Origin of the sequence: Vibrio sp. 10N.222.52.C12, assembly GCF_041474215.1 — a bacterium.
Classification (GTDB): Bacteria; Pseudomonadota; Gammaproteobacteria; order Enterobacterales; family Vibrionaceae; genus Vibrio; species Vibrio crassostreae_C.
The window spans coordinates 1-23605 of record NZ_JBFRTR010000041.1 but is presented as its reverse complement, the minus strand read 5'-3'; the positions used below and the strand labels follow the sequence as shown (position 1 = coordinate 23605).

The following is a 23605-nucleotide window of genomic DNA, read 5'->3' as shown; positions in this document are numbered from 1 at the left end:
ATATACAAATGGCGGTTTTCGAAACGTTAAAACATGGTATATTTGTCACTCATTGAAACGTTAGTCCCCAACGGAAAATACTGTAATGTCATTAACAACCTACGAAATGGCGCGCGTCTTAGAACAAATGGAAGATGCACCTGAAAAGGTCATGTTTGGTAAACTGCTTAAAGAGCTAGGCAACCAAAGTGAAGAGCGTATTCGCAGTGCGGCAAAACAAGTTCCAATCGATACTTTGCGAGATATCATTTACCAATTTCAGCGTGTGGTAGAGTCTCGTAAGGGTGAGCAGGTTCAGCTATTGGCAAAAGAACTTGCAGAGCAAGGCATCTCTGCTGAAGAGCTACAAGCTTTTCTAAATAAGTAAGCTTATCCCAGTTAAAAAAGAAACCACTCAATTGAGTGGTTTCTTGCGTTTGGGCTGTAGCATTTAGCTTTAGCAGTTCAAAAGAGGTGAAAACTTATTTTAATTCCTGAACTGCGCTTTCAAAATTCGATCAAGTGAGAATGGCCCGGCGCCCCACACGACAACGATAAGAATCATTAACCCCCAAAGCTGATGATCGTAGAAGCCTTGATCCCACAATACAGGGTAAGACACGACAGCAATGATATTGAAAACGAACAACACCGCAGCCATAGGTCGTGTTAATAAACCGAGCGCTAAAAACATCGGTAGAATTAACTCAGCGGCAGTGCCCATGTAAGCAGCCAATTCCCAAGGTAGCAGTGGCACTTGGTATTCCAATTCAAACAAGTAAAGCGTGCTATCCCAAGTAGCTATCTTGGTGAGTCCAGAATTAAAGAATACCCACGCCACCCAAAGGCGACAAAATAGTAGAAGCACTGGAACAAAAAGTGCCTGTGATTTCTCAATCAAACTGTCGTATTGAGCCATCATGTTCGTGACTGTGTTGTTATCCATGTTATGCCTCCAATTCGGCATTGATTGAAAAACCTGAGATGACGTTTAGCGCCATAACAGTATTCAGATGTTGTAGTAATAAAGGATCGATTGCTGAGAGTGTTCGACCTGATTGCAATTCAGTGAGGAGTTGGTGGCTCTCTTCACTCAAACTATGGCTCTCAACCTGTGAATTCTCAGCTCGGATCAACACCCCAAATTCAGCTTGGTTGATGTCTAGCCCATCAAGTTGCTGCTGATAGATGGCGTGTTCAAGCGCGATAATCGTGTAACTAGAATGAATCAGTGTTATTGAATCTTTGAGATGAAAGACTAAAGCGCCTTGTTGCTCTTGTGGTACATCTGCAAGGCAAGAAAGAGGTCTCTGGTCGACATGTACTTGTGACGAAAACCTTACCAAGCTATCTTTCTGCCATTCATACAAAGCCACTTCACCGAGATAAGGTGCAGCCTCAATAACGGCAGGAAAGGCTTGGATAGTCTGTTCAAAGTGTTCACCGTAACCACTGACATCACCAGAGGTCGATGGATAATGTAAGACATGTTGACGAGCCATCTGTTGGAAGCACTCTTCACCAACCAACATTTCAGTGAGTGGGTAGGTTGCTGCCAGAACTTCGCTCAAGCTGATCACAAAGTTATTACGGTAAATCTGGATGCGTTGTTCATCGGTAAAATGGTCGCTCACTATGTCGCAGTACTCACCATTGTTTTGATAGCGTAGGGCGTTAGCAAACTCCAATTGAACCTCTGCTAGGGAGTGGCTCATGAGGCGCGACTCCTTTGGTTGAACTTGTCGTGTTGATACAAGATATCACTGGCTTTGGTTGCTTCAGCCAATAAAACTTGTGGCTCTGGGATATCGAGATCCCACTCAATCAAGGTATGGCGCAAACCATGTTGTGCAACCCAGTCAGTGTAGAGTTTCCACACTTCGTCACAGACAGGTTTACTGTGTGTGTCTATCCAGATCTCACCTTGTTCAAGCTTCTTTTTGGTAAAACCTGCCAAGTGAATCTCTTCAACTTTGTCTGCTGGTATTCCGTTTAAGTACTCTTCACAACTAAAGCCATGATTAAAAGATGAGACGAAAATATTATTGAAATCGAGCAGTAGGCGACACTCAGTACGCTTTTGTACCTCAGCCAAAAACTCCCACTCAGGAATAGTAGAATGCTTGAAGGATAGGTAGCTCGATGGGTTCTCAATCAACATCGGGCGTTGCAAGCTGTCTTGAACCTCGATGACATTACGACAGAAGACTTCCAATGCTTCTTCTGTGTAAGGCAGCGGTAGCAAGTCATTGAAATAATGACCACTTGTCTGACTCCAACTGAGATGATCAGAAACCAAGAAGGGTTCGATATCATCAATGAGCTCTTTTAATTGCACAAGATGATGTTGATTGATGCGCTCAACAGAACCTAGCGACAACCCAACACCGTGACAACTGATGTTGTGTGCGTGACGAATTTCTCTGAGTTGTTGTCGTTGCGGTGATTGAGCTAAGAAGTAGTTCTCGCTGTGAACTTCTAACCAACTTACTAAGGCTGGATTTTGGCTAAAGAAGTCCAAGTGCGGTGTTCTAAGGCCAACCCCTGCGTAGGGGTGAAGAGTTTGAGTCACAACGATTCTCCTAACAAGAAGTGGAGGTGAGCTGAATGTCAGCTCACCATACTAAGCAGCTCAATTATGATGATTGAGTGTTACCACCTGATAATTTGCCACATAGCCCTTTAGGTACGACTACGAACGCATCGGATTGGTTGTCTTCTTTTGCTGTACCCGCACATGAGCTTGTTTTGGTTGCACAATCATTTTGGCCAGCTTTTGCCACGCCGTAGCATTTTTCTTTTGCTGCTGCTTCCGCAGGTGCTGATGTAAGAACTGCACCGCCGAACGCTAGTACACTTGTGATTGCAGCTGTAACAGCAAGATTAGAATTTTTCATAGTCATTCCCTCTAGGACTTAATAGTATTTTATATCGCAGGTTAATGGATTGTTAACTTGCTTACTAAAAAGGATAGGAAGAACTAGGAAATAATTTCACGACATTATAAGAAATATCAATATTAATGATGTTTTAGCTATTAAGTTACTGATTATATGATGTTATTTTTTGATTGTTTTTTCTTCTTATTATCCTAAACGCAGCCTAGTGTTTAGGTTATAATCAACTTTTATGTATAAATACCCAGTAGTGAGCATATTCAATGATAGATCCTTCGCTTTTACTCGATGGCCTAAACGACAAACAACGTGAGGCGGTCGCAGCACCTTTAGAAAACCTACTTATTCTGGCAGGTGCTGGCAGTGGTAAAACGCGAGTATTGGTGCATCGTATCGCTTGGTTACAAAGCGTAGAGCAAGCATCACCGTTCTCTATCATGTCGGTTACCTTCACCAACAAAGCGGCAGCAGAGATGCGTGGTCGTATTGAAGAGTTGATGATGGGTAGCTCGTCGGGCATGTGGAACGGCACCTTCCACGGTATCTGTCACCGCATCCTTCGTGCTCACTACCTAGATGCAAAACTGCCAGAAGACTTCCAGATCATTGATTCAGATGATCAGATTCGTTTGCTGCGTCGCTTAATCAAGGCGCAAAACCTTGATGAAAAGCAGTGGCCTGCCAAGCAAGCTTCTTGGTGGATCAATGGCAAGAAAGACGAAGGGCTGCGCCCAAGTCACATTGACGCCTACCATGATCCAATAACTCAAACGTGGTTAAAGATTTACTCTGCTTACCAAGAGGCATGTGATCGTGCTGGCTTGGTCGACTTTGCTGAAATCTTGTTGCGATCGCATGAGCTATTGCGCGATAAGAAACACATCCGCGAGCACTACCAAGCTCGCTTTAAGCACATTCTTGTCGACGAATTCCAAGATACCAACAACATCCAATACGCTTGGTTACGTATGATGGCGGGCCCGGATTGTCGCGTGATGATCGTGGGTGATGATGACCAATCTATCTATGGCTGGCGTGGCGCTAAAATTGAAAATATTCAGAAGTTCTTGGATGAATTCCCAGGTGCTTCAACGGTTCGACTCGAACAAAACTACCGTTCAACCAAAACCATTCTTCAGGCGTCGAACGAGCTTATCTCGAACAACACTGAGCGTATGGGTAAAGAGCTGTGGACTGATGGCAACGATGGCGAGCCAATCTCAGTTTACTCAGCTTATAACGAGTTAGATGAAGCGCGTTTCACGGTCAGCAAAATCAAAGAGTGGCAAGAGAAAGGCGGTGCGTTAGAAGATACCGCGATGCTTTATCGTAATAACGCCCAATCTCGTGTGCTTGAAGAAGCGCTTATCCAAGGTGGCCTGCCTTACCGAATCTACGGTGGCATGCGATTCTTCGAGCGTCAAGAAATCAGAGACGCCTTGAGCTACATGCGCCTCATGAGCAACCGCAATAATGATGCCGCGTTTGAACGTGTGGTTAATACGCCAACGCGTGGCTTGGGTGATAAAACGTTAGAAACGATTCGTCTTGCTGCTCGTGATCGTGGTGCAACCATGTGGGAAGCCAGTGTTGCTTTGATAGAAGAGCAAGTGCTACCCGGTCGTGCTGCGGGCGCATTAAGTCGTTTTATCGAGCTGATTAATGCGCTTGAAGATGACACGTTGGAACTTAGCCTGCATGAACAAACCGACCACGTGATTAAATCGTCGGGTCTGTTTGCTATGTACGAGCAAGAGAAGGGTGAGAAGTCGAAGGCACGTATCGAGAACTTGGAAGAATTGGTAACGGCAACGCGCCAGTTTGAAAAGCCGGAAGAAGCGGATGAGATGAGCATGCTGACGGCGTTCTTAACTCACGCAGCTTTGGAAGCGGGTGAAGGTCAGGCCGATGAGTTTGACGATGCGGTTCAGTTAATGACTTTGCACAGTGCTAAAGGCCTAGAGTTTCCAATGGTGTTTATGGTGGGTGTCGAAGAAGGCATGTTCCCAAGCCAGATGTCGGCCGAAGAAGCGGGGCGTTTAGAAGAAGAGCGTCGCCTGTGCTATGTCGGTATGACCCGTGCGATGGAGAAGCTCTACATCACTTATGCTGAAATGCGTCGTTTGTATGGTCAAGACAAGTACCACAAGCCATCTCGTTTTATTCGTGAACTACCAGAAACCTGTCTGGATGAGGTTCGTATGAAAGCGCAAGTGAGTCGTCCTGCTAGCAGTGGCCGCTTTAGCCAAACCGCCGTGAAAGAGAACTTTAACGAAACAGGCTTTAGTTTGGGTTCTCGCGTTAAGCACCCTAAGTTTGGTGAAGGCACTATCATCAACTTCGAGGGAAGTGGCCCGCAGAGCCGAGTTCAAGTCGCGTTTAACGGTGAAGGCATCAAGTGGTTAGTAACGGCTTACGCTCGTTTAGAACAGTTGTAATCTGCTACTTCGGTATCTAAAAATCGTTCATTATTAAAAACAGAAAGAGCAGCCAATGGCTGCTCTTTTTATTACTTTGTACCGACCTAAATTAGGTTAATACGAGCTGAAGACATTGTTGCCTCAAAGTGAGACTTACAGTGCTGCAAGTGCCGCTTCGTAGTTTGGCTCTTCAGTGATCTCTGCAACCAACTCGCTGTGTGTCACCACACCTTTTTCATCAACAACGACAACGGCACGTGTTGTTAGGCCTGATAGTGGGCCTTCAGCGATCGCTACGCCGTAGTCTGATGCGAATGTAGGAGAACGGAAAGTTGAAGCGTGTTGAACGCCTTCAATGCCTTCTAGTTCACAGAAGCGGCCCGCAGCAAACGGTAGGTCAGCAGAAATACAAACAACAACCGTGTTCTCAAGTTCTGCTGCTTTTGCGTTGAACGTACGTACGCTCGTTGCACAAGTTGCTGTGTCGATACTTGGGAAGATGTTTAGAACCACTTTCTTGCCTTCAAGAGAAGCAAGAGTCAGTTCAGAAAGGTCGCCTGCAGTCAGTGCAAAGCTTGGTGCTTGTTCGCCAGTTTGTGGGAATGTGCCTGTTAGTGGTACAGCAGCGCCTTTGAAGGTAACGTGTGACATGAATTTGTCCTTAGTTTAATTATGGTTATGAAACTAGTTGAGCCTAGTAAGACTTACGTTACTCGGAAGTGGTTAAGAAGTGAATGCTTTAAATGTCAGAATTGTAATTAAAGGTCTTTGATTTATTTGTTTGAGAGAGGAATAAGTGAAACGACAGATAAAGAAAAACCCCGAGAGCTTGCGCTCATCGGGGTCTATAGTCTTACTCGCAGCAATCCGGCTACTAAGTGTGCTCCATGCATCAAATCCATGATAGTGTGCTGTTATCCTTCAGCGTATTCCTTTCGTCGCCTTCCTAGCGGTGTCCTTGATCTTATCCTGATCTGCCAACAATCCTCGTTAGCGCGCGTCACTTGTTCCTTGAGCGGTGTCCTTTACATCATCCTGATGTTCAGTCCTTTCCTCGTCCAGAGGTGTCCATTGTCTTTCCTTAGTAGCAACCATCCTAGTTACTATTGCGTCCATTCAATGTCCATTTCGCTATCCATGCCGATTATTCATCCTGAGTAATCGAATCTTCATCCTGAAGATAACCAAGTCCTTGGCGTTTCCTGTTCCGTGTCAGCATCCTTCAGACACCATTCATATTACCGATTCCTTATTTATCAGCAATGGTGCATAAGCGAATTTCTATATAATTATTTGAACGATAAATGTACGTATCTTTTAATTTCAATTGGTTACGATGTCGAGGTGATTAATTTCGTCATCAAATATCGATATTTACTCACTACCTTGTGAGAGATCTCGCACAAGGCAGCGAGTAAAAAGGGAGGATTATTCCCTACTGACCAATGGCTGCACCTTCACGACGAGGGTCTGCAGCACCTTCTAGACCATCTTTTGTGATGCGAATAGCGTGTAAACCCGAGTTAAGATCGCGAACGTTGACCTCAAATCCCATCTTTTCTAGCTCAGGTTTGAAGTTTTCCGCTGATGTTCCTTTTTCCAAATCTAAGGTACCGAAGCGATTTAGGAAGTGTGGTTGGTTGATCGCTTGTTGGATATCCATGTCCCATTGGGTGTGAGCAATGATCGCTTGTGCCACATAACCGATGATACGGCTGCCTCCCGGAGAGCCAATTGCCATGTAAGGTTTATCGTCTTGCATGATAATGGTCGGCGCCATTGAAGAACGTGGACGCTTACCTGGTTCAAGTCGGTTCGCGATAGGCTTGCCATCGTTATGAGTCTTGAATGAGAAGTCGGTCAGTTCGTTGTTGAGTAGGAATCCTCTTACCATCAGGCGTGAGCCAAATGCGTTCTCGATGGTGGTGGTCATCGATACGACATTGCCATCACTATCGACAATGTTGAAGTGGCTGGTGGACGGCAACTCAATAGAAACATCTTGGCTTCTCTGCATCGCATGATCCCACGGTGGGGTGCCTGAAGGTGCGCTGTCTAATGCCTTACCTGCGGTAATTAACTGAGCACGCTCCTGCAAATAGTCAGTATTCACTAACCCTTGGGTTGGCATAGGCACATAATCTTGGTCTGCCATGTACATACCACGGTCTGCAAAGGCTAAGCGAGAAGCGTCTGCTAACACTTGCCAAGATTTTGCGTCGTTTGGCCCCCATGATTTGAGGTCAAACTGCTCAGTCATTGCAAGGATTTGTCCAACCGTTAACGCACCAGAGCTTGGTGGCCCCATTCCGCAAATATCGTAGCTTTCATAAGCAGAACAAACCGGTTCGCGCTGCTTGATCGAATAGGCGTCGAAATCTTTCTGTGCCAATACGCCCGGGTTACCTTTCGCTGTTTGTACTGTGTTAATGATGTCGGCAGAAATCTCACCTTGGTAGAAAGCTTTAGCACCATCCTTCGAGATAGCGTGTAACGTTGCCGCGTATTCAGGGTTCTTAAGTTGCGTGCCAGCGGCTTTCGGGCTGCCATCGGCATTGAAGAAGTAGGCTTTAGTTGTCGCAAAGCGGCTCAGACGTTCTTGGTCGTTTTCGATCAAGGTGGCTAAACGTGGGCTGATAGTAAAACCTTCTTCAGCTAACTGAGCGATAGGTTTAATCAGTGATGCCCATTCGAGCTTGCCGTATTTCTGGTGAGTGTCCCACAGCAATTGCACCGTGCCCGGCGTGGCAACAGAACGACCGCCAACCACGGCATCATAGAATTTAAGCGGTTGTCCGTTTTCGTCTTGGAATAGACGTGGGGTGGCATCAAGTGGCGCAGTTTCACGGCCATCGTAGGTCTTGAGCTGTTTGTCTTTGCCATCAAAATAGACAAGGAACGCGCCGCCACCAATACCTGATGACTGAGGTTCCACTAAGCCAAGCATAAGCTGCACGGCAACCATGGCGTCAATTGCGTTACCACCACGGGCAAGTACATCAGCACCGGCTTGTGTTGCAAGAGGGTTGGCTGCGGTGACCATCCAATCGTTGGCTTTAACGAGTTGTTTGGTTTCTAAACCACTACTTTGTTCGGGTGCGACGGAATCGGCAGCTTGATTTGCCCAACTGACGTGAGAGGCAAAAAGTAGGGTAGAAGTGGCGAGGGTTGTTAGTTTTGTTTTCCACTGCATGATCTTCTCCTTTTAATATGCAGAGCTAGATTGGCAGCGGAAAGATTAGATAGCCAGTGCGTTGTTAACGAATTGTAATCTTGATTCGAATTTAAGCGATTAAACCGGACAGCGACTGCCAAAGAATACTCGCGCCAATCAGGCTGAATACCACGCCACATAAGCCATCGATGTATACCGTTGCTTCGCTAAGTTTCTTCTGTAGAGCCTTAGTCGAAAGCATCCACGCCAGTAGTGAAAACCAAAACAGAGACAGACCAAACAAGATAATAAGCGCAAAGCCTTTACCTGATAGAGACATGTCGGCAGGCACTAAGCTCGACATCAAGCTAATAAAGAACACCAAAGCTTTTGGGTTGAGAATATTGGTCGCAAACCCTTTCGAAAATGCCTGACGCTTGTTGGTCAGAATCAGATCTTTGGCATTGACGGTATCGTCGTCATCGTCGTGGTTCTGAATGATTTGCCAGGTTGCTTTAAGTGCACCGTAGCCTAAGTACAGCAAGTAGCTACCGCCAGCCAACTGGATAATGGCAAATAGGGTTGGTTGCTGGTGGACTAGGTAACTGATTCCCGTCAGGCTGAGCAACGAATGCAGTAAGATCCCGCAAGATAAACCAAGCGCAATGTACAAGCCTGTTTGTCTGCCGTGGCGTGTCGCATTTTGCACGACTAACGCAAAGTCAGGGCCGGGGCTCATCAAAGCGATGAAATGGATAGAGGCGAGGGTGATCAGTATGGTGACTTCGTTCATGTCAGTTCTCAATAACGTTGCCGCTATTATTAAATAAGTAATCGTATTGAGCGTAGCTTACCGCGATTTGAAATCGAGCAATTGTAAATTATCAACACTTAGTTGATTTGTGAGGGTGGTACGCCGAATGTGGTTTTGAATGCCTTGGAGAAGTGTGCTTGATCATAGAAGCCTACTTGGTGCGCGACTTTAGTACCACAGATCCCAGATTTAATCAGGCGCATGCTCTGTTCCATACGTAAACGGCTCAGCCACGCGTAAGGGGTGATGCCCATTCTGTTCTTAAAGTGGCGTTGGAATTGAGTTGTGGTTAAGCCGCACAGCTCAGACAGTTGTTCTAATCGCACTGGCTGGTCCAAATTCGCCATCAAATAGTCTTTGAGTGTATTAATCGATTGATTACCCAGTTTGATGTCACTCTTCGATCCAAATTTTGCATAACGATCGACAATCGTTGAGAACCCCTCGAATGGTAAGCAATCTTGAGCGAGTTGGCTGATGCTTTGATTGATTAACAGGCCGTGTAAGTTGCGTAATTGTAAAAACGCAGCTTGATCGGAGAGGATCAACTCAGAAAAGCCTAATGTGTGACCATTTTGCTTGGGATCGGCAAGATCTTGAAACCATTGAGGAGAAACTGCAAACACACTGACTTGATAACCTGAATCGAGTTTGGAGTGCCCATCATGCAGCTCATCAGGTGGCATGATAACCACTTGGCCTGCACCGACATGGTGGCTCGCCCCTTTATAGGCGAATTTTTGCTGCCCTTGGGTAATTAAGCCGATGTGAAAGTCCAAATGATAGTGACGCTGAAAAGCAAACTCTTGGTATTGAGCTTGGATCAGGCTGATATCTTCTGTTGGGGTAGAGTAGTAGTGGACTTTATCCATGGTACAAAAAAGCTTGGTCAAATAGTCATCAATTCAACCAAGCTTATCTGCGTATTAAGGGATTGTCTTGTAAAAAACGATCAATATCACTGTTTCGCGCGTTTGTTCTTCTTGTTGTTACGCAGGCCATCAAAGCTGAAAATAACCAGTGCTCCCCATATGAAAGCAAAGGTGATCGCTTTATCTGAGGTAAAGGCTTCGCCGTAGATCAGAACCGCCAGTAAGAACATCAAGCTTGGACCGATGTACTGGAAGAAACCGAGTGTTGATAGCTTCAAGCGAGTTGCAGCGCCAGTAAAACACAGCAATGGAACCGTGGTGATCACACCGGCAGCAACCAGTAATAGGTTGAGTTGCATCGGGTTCATCGATAAGTTTGAGGTCGGGCTATCGGCAATAAACAGTAAGTAGGTTGCGGCTAGAGGCAGCATCACCAGAGTTTCAATGAACAGACCCGTTTGTGCTTCTAAGCTGACTTTCTTACGCAGCAAGCCATAAAAGCCAAAGCTAAAGGCTAGGGCAATGGCGACGATCGGTACTGAGCCGAAGGCAATCAATTGGATTAATACGCCAATCGCAGCAAGAGCCACTGCAAACCATTGCAGCTTACGTAAGCGTTCGCCGAGGAAGAGCATCCCAAGTAATACATTAATCAACGGGTTGATGTAATACCCCAAACTGGCATCGAGCATGTGATTGGAGTTCACCGCCCAGATAAAGATCAGCCAGTTTGCACCCACCAAAATAGATGTCGCCACCAAATAGAGCATTTTTGGTTTTGAGGTCAGGGTGTCACGGACTTTACGCCAGCTGCGGCCAATGTGCAGTAAGAAAGCGAGTAGGAAAAAAGACCATACTACACGGTGGCTGAGGATCTCTAACGGGGAAACGTCACTTAAAGATTTGAAATATATAGGGGCGATACCCCACATTGTGTAAGCGCCGACGGCAAGCAAAACTCCTTGGCGCGTACGTTGTTGTTCTTCCTGTGTCATGCATCTTTCTCTAGCACTGAGTGCTTATTAATAAGATTTATAAGAGAGTTGGTCAGTATAGGAGCGATAACCCTTTTCACCTAACAATTTGCGGTTTAATTCGCCAGCGTTCCCCTCTACAATGTGCGACTTGCTTGCCGAAGATGCTTGCTGATTTCATACCTCGATTAGGAACCACAATGACCGCCACTCTGATTGCTGAGCAAATACCAACTCCCGCGAATGATGCGCAAACCATCTTGCAAGATGTGTTCGGCTATCAAAGCTTTCGCGATGGTCAGCAAGAGGTCATTGATTTGGCCGTTGAAGGCAAAGACAGCTTGGTGATTATGCCAACCGGTGGTGGTAAATCTCTGTGTTACCAAATTCCGGCTTTGGTTCGTGAAGGGCTGACTCTGGTTATCTCACCGCTGATCTCGTTGATGAAAGACCAAGTCGACCAATTGAAGGCCAATGGTGTTGCCGCTGAGTGTATTAACTCTTCAATGCCACGTGACCAATTGCTGAATGTGTTCAATCGTATGAACTCAGGTCAGCTGAAAATGGTGTATGTGTCACCAGAGCGTGTGTTGATGCGTGATTTTATCGAGCGTCTTCAAGGTTTACCGCTTTCGATGATTGCAGTCGATGAAGCGCACTGTATCTCTCAATGGGGTCACGACTTCCGCCCTGAATACGCATCATTAGGTCAGCTTAAACAGTATTTCCCGCATGTGCCTTACATGGCGCTCACAGCAACCGCTGATGATGCGACGCGCAAAGATATTATCTCGCGCTTACAGCTCCTGGACCCGCATACTTACTTAGGCAGCTTTGATCGCCCTAATATTCGCTACAACTTGGTTGAGAAGCACAAACCCGTGTCACAGGTGGTTCGCTACCTAGAAACACAAAAGGGCAATTGCGGCATCATCTACTGTGGTAGCCGTAAGAAAGTGGAGATGGTGACCGAGAAGCTGTGCAATAACGGTATTCGCGCCGCGGGTTATCACGCTGGTATGGACACCGATGAGCGTGCTTACGTTCAAGAAGCCTTTCAACGCGATGATATTCAGATCGTGGTCGCGACTGTGGCTTTCGGTATGGGCATCAACAAACCCAACGTACGTTTCGTGGTGCACTTTGATATCCCACGTAATATCGAGTCTTACTATCAAGAGACAGGCCGTGCAGGTCGTGATGGTTTGCCTGCTGAAGCGATGATGTTGTTTGACCCGGCTGATATGGGTTGGCTGCGTCGTATGCTAGATGAGAAAGAAGAAGGCCCACAGAAACAAGTTGAGATGCACAAGCTGAATGCGATGAGTGCCTTTGCTGAAGCGCAAACGTGTCGTCGTCAGGTTCTGCTTAACTATTTTGGCGAATATCGCGAGAAGCAATGTGGCAACTGCGATATCTGCTTAGATCCACCAAAACACTTTGACGCGACCCAAGAAGCACAGAAGGCGTTGTCTTGTGTGTACCGTGTGAATCAGTCATTTGGTATGGGCTACGTGGTCGAAGTAATGCGAGGCATGCAGAACATCCGTGTCCGCGATAATGGTCACGATAAGCTATCTACCTACGGTATTGGCCGCGATCACAGTCATGATTACTGGATCAGTATCTTCCGTCAGCTGATTCATAAAGGCTTGCTGTTCCAGAACATCACTCGTAACTCAACTTTACAGCTAACAGAAGAAGCCCGCCCGCTGCTGCGCGGTGAGATGTCTTTGGAATTGGCTGTTCCTCGTTTAGATACAGCGGTGCGTAATGCTAAGTCCGATAAGTTAAGCAGCAAGAATTACGATAAGAAGCTGTTTGCGAAACTGCGTAAGCTGCGTAAGTCGATTGCTGATGAAGATGGCTTGCCACCATATGTGGTATTCAGTGACGCGACCTTGATTGATATGGCTGAAATACTACCTACTTCATACGGAGAAATGCTGGCAGTCAACGGTGTCGGTCAACGTAAACTCGATAAGTACGCAGACCCATTCCTAGATCTGATTCAAGAACACATCACCACACACGGCTAGTTTGCGAGAAACGTCTAACTAATAGAAAAAGAATAAGGTTGATAGGGACATGACAACACAAACAGAATTTGGCTTAAGAGAGTATCTGGCTGAGGAAGGGCGTTTATTGATTACGTCTCCAAGTTTTGATTTTGATTCTTATGAAGTGTTAGGTGAAAAGCTGGTGGCATTGCTGTCAGCGTCTGTTGTTGAAAAACAATGGGACGCCGATATGCACTCTTGGTTGATTGATTTTGAAGATTGTCGAATGTTCTTAAAGTCTGAGCATTACAGTGAATCAATTTGGTTTGAGTCGTTAAACGCGGAAGAAAGCCGAGAAGAGTTTGATTATCTCGCGACGCTTTTCAAGCGCGGTTTTTAACTTTAGGCATAGCTTCTAAAGCACAGCTTCTAGCGCTATTCACCAATAAAAGTGAGGATAAACGTTTGCGTTTGTTCTCACCATTGCAGCCAATATTGATTAATGTATAATCGCCCGCCGTTCAATAGAGCAAATTATAGAAACATTTTTAATTCACATTATTGGTAAGAGCTTTCTTGGATTATTCGAAGAAATGACTCGATTTGGGTTCCCTCACCCCCAAACCAAACTAAAAAGGTACAGCATGAGTAACTTTACCCCTGCGCAACAGCGCAAAGCCCTAGCACTATTAGTTTTGTTCCATTTGGTGATTATTGCGTCAAGCAACTATCTGGTTCAGCTACCTTTTACCGTCTTCGGTATGCACACCACTTGGGGTGCTTTCACTTTCCCGTTTATCTTCCTAGCGACCGATCTGACCGTACGCATTTTTGGCGCGCAGCTTGCCCGTAAAATTATTTTCTTAGTGATGTTACCAGCGCTGGCCGTTTCTTATTTCTTGTCAGTGGTGTTCTTTGAAGGTTCATTCCAAGGCTTTAGCCAATTAGGTGAGTTCAACTTGTTTGTTGCTCGTATCGCCGCGGCGAGCTTCATGGCTTACTTGCTTGGCCAGATCTTAGATGTGCATGTTTTCAACCGTCTGCGTCAGCTTAAACAGTGGTGGGTTGCCCCAACATGTTCAACGCTATTCGGTAATGCCATTGATACAATCGCTTTCTTTGCGATTGCTTTCTATCAAAGCCCAGATCCATTTATGGCCGAGCATTGGACTGAGATTGCTTTAGTCGATTACGGATTCAAACTTATCATCAGCCTAGGCTTGTTCGTGCCTATGTACGGCGTGCTTCTTAACTACATTGTTAGAAAGCTAACCGCAGTGAACCCTGACTTTAAAGCGACAGGCGTGAACGCTTAAGTTGGAGATTTGTAACACAAAGCATTAATGCAGCGATAAGAAAAAGCCCAAGTTAGTCTATTAACTTGGGCTTTTTTAATTTCTAGCGTCAGATACTAATATCAGAGGCATTTAATATTCAATGGCCAGCCAATATCGGTTTGTCTATTCGACTCGATCTCTAGCTCTGCAGCGGTCAGCGGATTGTCAGCTAACCATTGCTTAGAAAGCGTTAGGGTTAGATTGTTGTCATTCGTCGTCAGTTTGAACTCAGGCTCTAGCGCTGGGTTACGACGGTGGGTCAGCAAAATAGCTAAACGCAGAATACGTAAAATACGCTTGCTACTGGTTCCTGAGATAGCGTGTTGCTCTGGTAATGAGGTTAACTGTTCACGGTAGCGACGAGTTAACTCACCCAAGTAGTGCTTTTGCGCTCGAGTAAAGCCAGGTAGGTCTAAGTTCTGCAGCAGATAAGCGCTGTGCTCACCGCCTTTTTTGAAATCGATGGTTAAACCAATCTCGTGAAGCTTCGCTGCCGTTTGCAATAGCACACCAGCTTGAGGTTCTGAAACCCACGCTTCGGCGCCCGCTTGGTCTAGCAGCGTTTGTGCGACTACTGCTACTTGTTCACCGTAGCTTACGTCCATTTGGTAGCGTGATTGAACACTCTTAATGGTACGCGCTCGGATATCTTCTTGGCGTAGCTCATCAACCATCTCGTAGGCTAGGCCTTCACGGAGTGCGCCGCCTGCGAGTGTCATTGAATCTATTTCAAGCAGCTCAAAAATAGCAATAAGAATAGAAAGGCCACTCGGGAACACTAATGCGCGTTCAAGGGTAAGTCCTTCGATTTCTAGCTCTTCCAAGCGCTCAGTAATCATCGCTTGTTTCTGTAGACGCTTAAGTTTGGCATGAGTAATCACTTCATCCATGCCTTGCGCCAACATGATCTCTTGCAGTGCTTGAACGGTACCGCTGGCGCCCACACACACATCCCATCCGATATCAGTGTAGCTATCTAGGATAGGAGCCAACGTCGACTTCGCCGCTTCAATGGCGTTGTTAAAGTTGGTAGCGGTTAATTGGCGGTTTTTAAAGTGGCGCTCAAGCCAAGTAACACAGCCCATCTTTAGGCTGGTTAGGGCTTTCGCTGAGAAGCCTTCACCAATGATCATCTCGGTGCTTGCGCCACCAATATCAACAACCAGTCGGCGGCCGCTGCCACCAGAAGTGTGTGCTACGCCTTTATAGATAGTCGCAGCTTCTTCTTCTCCGGAGATAACATTGATGTCGTAACCAAGGATCTGGTTCGCTTTCTCTAGAAATATATCCACATTGATAGCAGTACGTAGGGTCGCTGTACCGACAATGCGGATATTTTCTTTCGGAATATCTTGCAGTCGCTCTGCAAAGAGACTCAAACAGTCCCAACCGCGCTGCATGGCTTCTGTACTAAGCGCATTATTTTCATCTAAGCCTGCAGCTAAACGCACTTTGCGCTTAATTTTAGCCATGGTTTGTACGCTGCCATCGATATGACGCACAACGAGCATATGAAAACTGTTCGACCCGAGGTCGATTGCAGCGTAAAGCGGGGGTGACACTGTTTGACTCATAAGCGACTAAGCTTCCTTGTTATGACGCGGTTGGCGTGGGCGACGGTTCTGGTTTGGTTTACGGTTCCCGTTGCGTGGGCCATTGTTGTTTGAGCGGCGTTGTTGCGGGTTACGTGTACGTAAGCGCAATGGTGCTGGTAGATCTTCTAGCAGTGCAGAAGCATCGTAGTCAGACACAGGGATCGCGTGCTCAATGTATTCTTCGATTGGTGGCAAGTTGATTGCGTAATCTTCACAAGCAAAGCTGATCGAGTGACCACTTGCACCAGCACGACCTGTACGGCCGATACGGTGAACGTAATCTTCACAGTCATCAGGTAGGTCGAAGTTGAATACGTGTGTTACTTGAGGAATGTGTAGACCACGTGCTGCAACGTCGGTTGCGACAAGCAGGTCAACATCACCTTTAGTGAATTGCTCAAGAATCTTTTCACGTTTCTTCTGAGGAACATCGCCAGTTAGCAGGCCAACACGGTGACCATCTGCAGCTAGGTGACCCCAAACAGACTCACATTTGTGCTTAGTGTTAGCGAAGATGATAGCGCGCTCTGGCCACTCTTCTTCAACTAGAGTCTGCAGCAGTGCCATTTTGTGTTCGTTTGATGGGTAGAACAGCTCTTCCTGAATGCGGTGACCTGTTTTACGCTCTGGCTCAACAACAACATGCTCTGGGTTGTGCATGTGTTCGAACGCTAGCTCTTGTACGCGGTAAGACAATGTCGCAGAGAACAGCATGTTCAGGCGATCTTTTGGCTCAGGCATACGGCGGAACAAGAAGCGGATGTCTTTGATGAAACCAAGATCGAACATGCGATCAGCTTCGTCAAGAACAACAGCTTGAATGTGGTTAAGGTTAAATACCTTCTGCTTGTAGAAATCGATGATGCGGCCAGTCGTACCAATTAAGATATCTGCGCCTTCTTCGATTTTACCTAGTTGCTTGTCGTAGCTTTCGCCACCGTAAGCAAGTGCTGCCTTGATACCTGTGCTTTCAACCAGAGAGTCAGCATCGTTGTAGATCTGAATCGCGAGTTCACGCGTTGGTGCCATAATAATCGCACGTGGCTGGTTAGGCTTACGCCCTTCATGCTCAGATGTTTTTAGCAGGTGGTTAAAAGTAGCAGTAAGAAACGCAAGCGTTTTACCAGTACCCGTTTGGGCCTGGCCTGCAATGTCTTGGCCGGTGAGCAGTACCGGGAGCGCCAAGGCTTGGATAGGGGTACAATAATCGAACCCTTTTTTCTCCAATCCTTCAATGACTTGCGGAAGTAAATCCAAGTCGGCGAACTTTTGCTCTGTGATATGCGTCTTTTTCATTGCTATAGAATATCAGCTTAAGCTTGCAATACGAAAGTAAATACATTCCAATAGGGCATCTATTTACTGGTTATCATCCAACCAGTTCTAAAAAATACATTGGAGTGGAAGATGAGTGATAAGATTTTGCAGCTAACTGATGACGGTTTTGATAACGATGTAATCAATGCTGCAGGCCCTGTTCTTGTTGATTTTTGGGCAGAATGGTGTGGTCCATGTAAAATGATTGCGCCGATTCTTGATGAAATCGCAGACGAGTACGAAGGCAAGCTCACAATCGGTAAATTAAATATCGACCAAAATGCTGGTACTCCACCAAAGTTTGGTATTCGCGGTATTCCAACGCTACTTCTTTTCAAAGATGGCGGCGTAGCAGCGACTAAAGTTGGTGCATTATCTAAAACTCAACTTAAAGAGTTCTTAGACGCTAACCTTTAATCAGGTCAGCATTTGAAAAGAAACCGTGCAGTTAACAAATGCGCGGTTTTGTTTTTTCTAAGCTATGGACTAGTCTTAGTTTTAGTGCTAATTTATCGCACGTTAATTGAACGAATTTCTCTTCTTGGTCGATCCTGTGACCAAATCCTTCTTAACTTAAGAAAACAGATCCTATTTTGACTAAACAAACTTCCACCACTATGAATCTTACTGAACTGAAGAACAGACCTGTGTCTGAGCTTGTTAAACTTAGCGAAAGCTTAGGTCTTGAAAATCAAGCTCGCCTAAGAAAACAAGACATTATCTTCTCCATCCTTAAAGCGCATGCAAAAAGTGGTGAAGACATCTTTGGTGATGGTGTTCTAGAAATTCTTCAAGACGGTTTTGGTTTCCTACGTAGCGCCGACAGTTCATACCTGGCTGGCCCAGATGATATCTACGTATCACCAAGCCAAATTCGTCGTTTTAACCTACGTACAGGTGACTCTATTGGCGGTAAAATCCGTCCACCTAAAGACGGTGAGCGTTACTTTGCACTGCTTAAAGTAAACACGGTTAACTACGACAAGCCAGACAACGCACGTAACAAGATTCTTTTCGAAAACCTTACTCCTCTTCACGCTAACGAACGTATGGTGATGGAAGCGGGTAATGGTGCGACTGAAGATATTACGGCTCGTATTCTTGACCTTGCATCTCCAATTGGTAAAGGTCAGCGTGGTCTGATTGTTGCTCCGCCTAAAGCGGGTAAGACAATGCTTCTGCAAAACATTGCTCAAAGCATTGCACGTAACCATCCTGAGTGTGAACTAATGGTTCTACTTATCGATGAGCGTCCAGAAGAAGTAACAGAAATGCAGCGTCTAGTTAAAGGCGAAGTAGTTGCTTCAACATTCGATGAGCCAGCATCTCGCCACGTACAAGTTGCAGAAATGGTTATCGAGAAAGCGAAGCGCCTTGTTGAACACAAGAAAGATGTAGTTATCCTACTGGATTCTATTACTCGTCTAGCTCGTGCTTACAACACTGTGATTCCTTCATCAGGTAAAGTTCTTACTGGTGGTGTTGATGCGAATGCTCTACATCGTCCAAAGCGTTTCTTCGGTGCGGCACGTAACGTAGAAGAAGGCGGTAGCTTAACGATCATCGCAACAGCACTGGTTGATACTGGTTCTAAGATGGATGAAGTTATCTACGAAGAATTCAAAGGTACAGGTAACATGGAACTGCACCTTAACCGTAAGATTGCTGAAAAACGCGTATTCCCAGCGATTGATTTCAACCGCTCTGGTACTCGTCGTGAAGAGCTTCTTACCAAGAACGATGAACTACAGAAGATGTGGATCCTGCGTAAGATTGTTCACCCAATGGGCGAAATCGACGCAATGGAATTCCTTATCGACAAGCTAGCAATGACGAAAACGAACGATGAGTTCTTTGACGCAATGCGTCGTCAGTAATATTGATTAGCTGATCGTATTTAATAAGCGCTGCCCTCGGGTGGCGCTTTTTATTTGCATTTTGTAGCGCCAGCTTGCAGAATGAGCAAAAGTGTTACAAGGACGTTAAAATGCAACATGGACTGTTGTCATCATTACTCCTGTCTACTTCACTGTTATTTTCACCGGTTGGTATGAGCTATGCCACCGAGATGTCTCCACTTACAGTAGAGTCTTGGCTTGAGAATGATCAAGTAAAACTGAAAACTGCTGAACTACTAGAGCTTGTCGTACGTGACGAAGTCAATTCGCTACGCTTTGCGCTTGAGCGCCTGACATTTCCCCAGCAAGAGGTGGCTCGTTACCAACTCTTGAAGAAGCTTGAACAGCAAAAAATCGTACTCACACCCAAGATGTCTATCTTCATCGAGCAGCAACTTGCTATCACGCCCACTTATCAAGTCTTAGAACGTGGCGATGGCTATGAGTTTACGGTACCTGCCTTTAATTACCCTTCAATTGCTAATCGCCTTATTAAACAATGGCGTCAAGATCAGAAGACATTGGTATTTGTGCTAGATGCAGAGAAACAGGAACTCGACCTAAAAGAGTGGTTATCTGGATCTGAACATCAAGTTCAAACGCGAGAAGCGTTGCTCATTAGAGAGCTAGACAGTTTGTCTCCTGAAGCGGTTGATTACCTAACTAAGCAACTCACCGCATCTTCTATTGTTAGTTGGTTACCTTCTACTGAGGTGGTGGTTCGATTAGCGCAAGTGAGCGAAGACCCAGAGGTTTACAAAATTCTATGGCGAATGAAGGCCGATTATCATAGCCAAGCTGAGCTAGTTCGCCTTGCTGAAACCAAACAAACGTTCGCGCTTGAACAGGTGATGGCAGCGACTAAGAACCCGCGTTTGAAAGATGAAGCGATTACTTTGCTTACCAAAGTTAACCCGTTATCAGAAGAGGTGAAGCTGTTCCTTGTCTCTAGGATGGCGATTGCTGATGAAGCACCATTAGTTGCGCGTGAACTCGCCAAACAAGGTCATACGCGATGGTTGCAAGATCTCGTCAATGATAACCCTCAGGTGAAGAGTTCTTTGATCGAGCAAGCATTACCGTAAAGTGGATTTTGCCTCTCAATAACCACACTAAAAAGGGGGACCTCAGCGTCACCCTTTTTGATATACTGAGCGCAGAATAATCAGCATGTAGAAGTCCTATGAGTTTTAAAGATTTACGTGATTTTATCGACCATCTTGAAAGTATTGGTCAGTTGAAACGCATTTCTCACCCAGTCGATCCAGACTACGAAATGACCGAGATTAGCGACCGTACTCTACGTGCTGGTGGCCCGGCTCTTTTGTTTGAAAATCCAGTAGGCTATGACATGCCCGTTTTGACCAATCTATTTGGTACACCTAATCGGGTTGCTATTGGTATGGGACGTCAAGAAGTCAAAGAACTGCGTGAAGTGGGCAAGTTGCTTGCTTACCTAAAAGAACCTGAGCCACCAAAAGGCTTTAAAGACGCTCTTGATAAACTACCTGTGTTTAAGCAAGTCTTAAACATGCCAGCTAAACGCCTTCGCAAAGCGGCTTGCCAACAAGTGGTATGGCAAGGCGATGACGTCGACCTAGATAAAATCCCTGTGATGAGCTGTTGGGCTGATGATGTCGCGCCATTGCTAACATGGGGTTTAACGGTTACTCGTGGTCCAAACAAGAAACGCCAAAACTTAGGTATCTATCGTCAGCAGAAGATCGGCAAGAATAAAATCATCATGCGTTGGTTAGCCCACCGTGGTGGAGCATTGGATCTGCGTGATTGGATGGAAACTAACCCTGGGAAACCATTCCCAGTATCGGTAGCGTTTGGTGCTGATCCTGCCACCATTCTTGGTGCGGTTACGCCAGTGCCGGATAGTTTATCTGAGTACGCGTTTGCAGGCTTACTACGTGGTAGTAAAACTGAGGTCGTTAAATCAATCAGCAACGACTTAGAAGTTCCCGCAAGTGCAGAAATCGTGATGGAAGGTTACATCGACCCGAATGAATTCGCAGATGAAGGGCCTTACGGAGATCATACTGGTTACTACAACGAGAAAGAAAAGCACCATGTGTTTACTATTACTCATGTAACCATGCGCGAGAACCCTATCTATCACAGCACCTATACTGGCCGTCCACCTGATGAGCCAGCGGTATTGGGTGTTGCGCTAAATGAAGTGTTTGTGCCTATTCTTCAAAAGCAGTTCCCAGAGATTGAAGATTTCTATCTACCGCCTGAAGGTTGTTCGTACCGAATGGCAGTCGTGACCATGAAGAAGCAATACCCAGGTCACGCTAAGCGAGTGATGATGGGTGTATGGTCTTTCTTACGCCAATTCATGTACACCAAATTTGTATTGGTGTGTGATGAAGATGTGAATGCACGTGATTGGTCTCAAGTAACCGCAGCGATGTGCGAACATATGGATCCGTCACGCGATAGCCTGATGATAGAGAACACGCCGATCGATTCATTGGATTTTGCCTCACCCGTGGTTGGGTTAGGTTCTAAGATGGGTCTAGATATTACTAAGAAGTGGGACGCAGAGTTAGCGTTATCGCCAGATGTCCAAACAGCACCTGTAAATAGTGAACATATTGAGGGTAGCTTGGCTGAGTTAACCAAGGTTCATCCTGAAATTATTGATGTTCACCTGCAAAACGACAATGCCAGCATGGTTGTGGTGTCTATTGATAAGCAAGCTGCCGGTAATGGTAAGAAAATCATGGAAGCGGTTTGGTCTCAATTTGATGAGAACAAGTTTGTTATCGTGTGTGATGGCGATGTCAATGTGAGTGATTGGAATGACATCATTTGGGCTGTAACGACAAGAATGGATCCGGCGAGAGATACGTTATTCCTGCAGAACGAAACTGGACACTCAAAAATGGGTCTCGATGCGACCAATAAGTGGGAAGGTGAATGCCTGCGTGAGTGGGGTGTACCAATCACAAAAGATCCTGATGTTGTGAAAAAGATTGATAGCATCTGGGAACAGCTAGGAATTTCATGAGCTACCAAGTAGTCTTATACCCAGAAAACATCAGTTTCACAGTAGAAAAAGGGCAAACGGTCTTGGATGCTGCGCTCAACAGCGATATCTATTTCCCAAACCGTTGCCAAGTTGGCGCATGCGCAATGTGTATGTGCAAAAAATTAGAAGGGCAAGTGAGTTACCACCTTGAACCCATGCTCACAGAGAAAGAGCAGCAACAAGGCTGGATTTTTGCTTGCCAAGCATTTGCAGAAAGTAATTTAGTTCTAACCTTTGCCGATTAAGGGTTAGTAAGAGGAAGAACATGACTATTAAATGTAAAGTGAAGTCTATCGAGCCTTTGGCTTGTAATACTTACCAAATCCTACTTCACCCAGAAACACCGGTCGCTTTTAAAGCGGGCCAGTACCTGATGGTTGAAATGGGCGAGAAAGATAAGCGCCCATTCTCTATCGCAAGTAGCCCTTGCCGCCACGAAGGTGAGCTTGAGCTGCACATTGGTGCTGCCGAGCACAACGCTTACGCACTAGAAGTGGTTGAAGCGATGAAGAAGGCACAAGCTGAAGATGGCGATATTGCGATTGATGCTCCACACGGAGATGCTTGGATCAAAGAAGAAAGCGATCGCCCTCTATTACTTATTGCTGGTGGCACGGGTTTCAGCTACGTGCGCTCTATTCTTGATCACTGCATCGCGCAAAATAGCTCGAAAGAGATCTACCTATACTGGGGCGCAAAAGATGAGTGCCAGTTATATGCTAAAGAAGAGTTGGTTGGCATTGCAGAAAAGCATAGCAATGTGCACTTTGTACCGGTAGTAGAAGAAGCACCGGAAGTTTGGCATGGCCAAACAGGTAATGTGCTTGAGGCTGTTATGCAAAGTTTCGAATCATTAGCTGATTTCGATATCTATATTGCAGGTCGTTTTGAAATGGCGGGCGCTGCAAGAGACCTATTTACTCAGAATAAAGAAGCAAAGCGTGACCATATGTACGCTGATGCTTACGCATTTATCTAACAATACCCTTAGATTTTGAGCAAAAAGAGAGCAGAAATGCTCTCTTTTTTACGTTTAGGTGAACTATTAGGCAGTTAACCCCTATTTATTCATTTTTCATGAAAAAGTAGTTGCTAAGCTGAGAGGGTTCCCTATAATGCGACACCACTGAGACGGCAGACGCCACAAGGCTTCAGCAAGAATCAGTAAGACGGAAAGCGACAAAAAATTAATTTTCAAAAAGTGTTTGACACTGAATGTTAATTCGCTAGAATGGCCGTCCACTTCGAGAGGCTCCTTACTTAAAAGGAACGCTCAAGAAGTTAAGCTCTTTAACAATTTAA

The 23605-nt window shown here is 45.7% G+C and carries 22 protein-coding genes; 11 read left to right on the top strand and 11 right to left on the bottom strand.

All coding sequences use genetic code 11. The features are described from left to right. Positions 1-85: 85 nt before the first annotated feature. Positions 86-367, top strand: a complete 282-nt coding sequence (locus AB4623_RS07870; protein WP_009848181.1) for a hypothetical protein — start codon at positions 86-88, stop codon at positions 365-367. A 99-nt stretch (positions 368-466) separates the two neighbouring features. On the opposite strand, the gene AB4623_RS07865 is transcribed toward AB4623_RS07870, so the two are convergent. From AB4623_RS07865 to AB4623_RS07850, 4 genes are all read right to left on the bottom strand, one after another. Beyond that, a complete protein-coding gene (locus AB4623_RS07865; protein WP_372074372.1) occupies positions 467-925 on the bottom strand; it encodes a DoxX family protein in 459 nt (152 codons plus the stop codon). 1 nt (position 926) lies between these two features. After that, the gene (locus tag AB4623_RS07860; RefSeq protein WP_372146117.1) at positions 927-1694 is read right to left on the bottom strand and encodes a DNA-binding domain-containing protein; all 768 of its coding nucleotides are present in this window, start codon (positions 1692-1694) and stop codon (positions 927-929) included. Beyond that, entirely contained in the window at positions 1691-2551 is an 861-nt protein-coding gene (locus tag AB4623_RS07855) for a DUF692 domain-containing protein (RefSeq protein WP_372102432.1), read from the bottom strand. The genes AB4623_RS07860 and AB4623_RS07855 overlap by 4 nt, the downstream gene beginning before the upstream one ends. Positions 2552-2615: 64 nt before the next feature. After that, the gene (locus AB4623_RS07850) at positions 2616-2876 is read right to left on the bottom strand and encodes a DUF2282 domain-containing protein (protein ID WP_004736650.1); all 261 of its coding nucleotides are present in this window, start codon (positions 2874-2876) and stop codon (positions 2616-2618) included. A gap of 263 nt (positions 2877-3139) precedes the next feature. Here AB4623_RS07850 and uvrD point away from each other — a divergent pair, with 263 nt between their 5' ends. After that, complete coding sequence (gene uvrD / locus AB4623_RS07845) at positions 3140-5314, top strand: DNA helicase II (RefSeq protein ID WP_017062987.1); 2175 nt, start codon at positions 3140-3142, stop codon at positions 5312-5314. A 135-nt stretch (positions 5315-5449) separates the two neighbouring features. On the opposite strand, the gene tpx is transcribed toward uvrD, so the two are convergent. From tpx to rarD, 5 genes are all read right to left on the bottom strand, one after another. Further along, on the bottom strand, positions 5450-5947 hold the full coding sequence (gene tpx / locus AB4623_RS07840) for a thiol peroxidase (protein ID WP_017062986.1): 498 nt from the start codon (positions 5945-5947) through the stop codon (positions 5450-5452). A 784-nt stretch (positions 5948-6731) separates the two neighbouring features. Then, positions 6732-8489, bottom strand: a complete 1758-nt coding sequence (gene ggt / locus AB4623_RS07835) for a gamma-glutamyltransferase (protein WP_017062985.1) — start codon at positions 8487-8489, stop codon at positions 6732-6734. 91 nt (positions 8490-8580) lie between these two features. Next, positions 8581-9243 (bottom strand): LysE family translocator, encoded by a 663-nt coding sequence (locus AB4623_RS07830; protein ID WP_017061328.1) that lies wholly within the window; start codon positions 9241-9243, stop codon positions 8581-8583. 98 nt (positions 9244-9341) lie between these two features. Continuing rightward, the gene (locus AB4623_RS07825) at positions 9342-10136 is read right to left on the bottom strand and encodes an AraC family transcriptional regulator (RefSeq protein ID WP_017065745.1); all 795 of its coding nucleotides are present in this window, start codon (positions 10134-10136) and stop codon (positions 9342-9344) included. A gap of 86 nt (positions 10137-10222) precedes the next feature. Next, positions 10223-11131 (bottom strand): EamA family transporter RarD, encoded by a 909-nt coding sequence (gene rarD, locus AB4623_RS07820; protein WP_017061330.1) that lies wholly within the window; start codon positions 11129-11131, stop codon positions 10223-10225. Positions 11132-11310: 179 nt separating this feature from the next. On the opposite strand from rarD, the gene recQ reads away from it, so the two are divergent. The 3 genes from recQ (at position 11311) to AB4623_RS07805 (ending at position 14426) form a co-directional block, all read left to right on the top strand. Further along, positions 11311-13149 carry an ATP-dependent DNA helicase RecQ gene (gene recQ, locus AB4623_RS07815; RefSeq protein WP_017065746.1) on the top strand — a complete coding sequence of 613 codons (1839 nt, stop codon included), beginning with the start codon at positions 11311-11313 and terminating at the stop codon, positions 13147-13149. A 49-nt stretch (positions 13150-13198) separates the two neighbouring features. Beyond that, positions 13199-13510 (top strand): DUF3630 family protein, encoded by a 312-nt coding sequence (locus AB4623_RS07810; RefSeq protein WP_017061332.1) that lies wholly within the window; start codon positions 13199-13201, stop codon positions 13508-13510. A 244-nt stretch (positions 13511-13754) separates the two neighbouring features. Next, positions 13755-14426 (top strand): 7-cyano-7-deazaguanine/7-aminomethyl-7-deazaguanine transporter, encoded by a 672-nt coding sequence (locus AB4623_RS07805; RefSeq protein WP_017061333.1) that lies wholly within the window; start codon positions 13755-13757, stop codon positions 14424-14426. Between the two features lie 101 nt (positions 14427-14527). On the opposite strand, the gene gppA is transcribed toward AB4623_RS07805, so the two are convergent. Together gppA and rhlB are read right to left on the bottom strand one after the other, a co-directional pair. Then, positions 14528-16021, bottom strand: coding sequence for a guanosine-5'-triphosphate,3'-diphosphate diphosphatase (gppA, locus tag AB4623_RS07800; RefSeq protein WP_017062980.1), 1494 nt, complete (start codon positions 16019-16021; stop codon positions 14528-14530). Positions 16022-16027: 6 nt separating this feature from the next. Then, the gene (gene rhlB / locus AB4623_RS07795) at positions 16028-17338 is read right to left on the bottom strand and encodes an ATP-dependent RNA helicase RhlB (RefSeq protein ID WP_017062979.1); all 1311 of its coding nucleotides are present in this window, start codon (positions 17336-17338) and stop codon (positions 16028-16030) included. Between the two features lie 111 nt (positions 17339-17449). Here rhlB and trxA point away from each other — a divergent pair, with 111 nt between their 5' ends. The 6 genes from trxA to fre all read left to right on the top strand — a co-directional run bounded on the left by trxA (position 17450) and on the right by fre (position 23282). Continuing rightward, positions 17450-17776: a thioredoxin TrxA gene (gene trxA / locus AB4623_RS07790; RefSeq protein ID WP_010440700.1), complete on the top strand. Its 327-nt coding sequence runs from the start codon at positions 17450-17452 to the stop codon at positions 17774-17776. 200 nt (positions 17777-17976) lie between these two features. Further along, positions 17977-19236, top strand: coding sequence for a transcription termination factor Rho (rho, locus tag AB4623_RS07785; protein ID WP_017062978.1), 1260 nt, complete (start codon positions 17977-17979; stop codon positions 19234-19236). Positions 19237-19346: 110 nt separating this feature from the next. Further along, a complete protein-coding gene (locus AB4623_RS07780) occupies positions 19347-20342 on the top strand; it encodes a hypothetical protein (RefSeq protein ID WP_017059249.1) in 996 nt (331 codons plus the stop codon). 98 nt (positions 20343-20440) lie between these two features. Further along, the gene (ubiD, locus tag AB4623_RS07775; RefSeq protein WP_017059250.1) at positions 20441-22282 is read left to right on the top strand and encodes a 4-hydroxy-3-polyprenylbenzoate decarboxylase; all 1842 of its coding nucleotides are present in this window, start codon (positions 20441-20443) and stop codon (positions 22280-22282) included. Continuing rightward, the gene (locus AB4623_RS07770) at positions 22279-22548 is read left to right on the top strand and encodes a 2Fe-2S iron-sulfur cluster-binding protein (protein ID WP_008224727.1); all 270 of its coding nucleotides are present in this window, start codon (positions 22279-22281) and stop codon (positions 22546-22548) included. Before ubiD ends, AB4623_RS07770 begins: the two co-directional genes overlap by 4 nt. A gap of 20 nt (positions 22549-22568) precedes the next feature. Then, complete coding sequence (fre, locus tag AB4623_RS07765; RefSeq protein ID WP_017059251.1) at positions 22569-23282, top strand: NAD(P)H-flavin reductase; 714 nt, start codon at positions 22569-22571, stop codon at positions 23280-23282. Positions 23283-23605 lie beyond the last annotated feature (323 nt).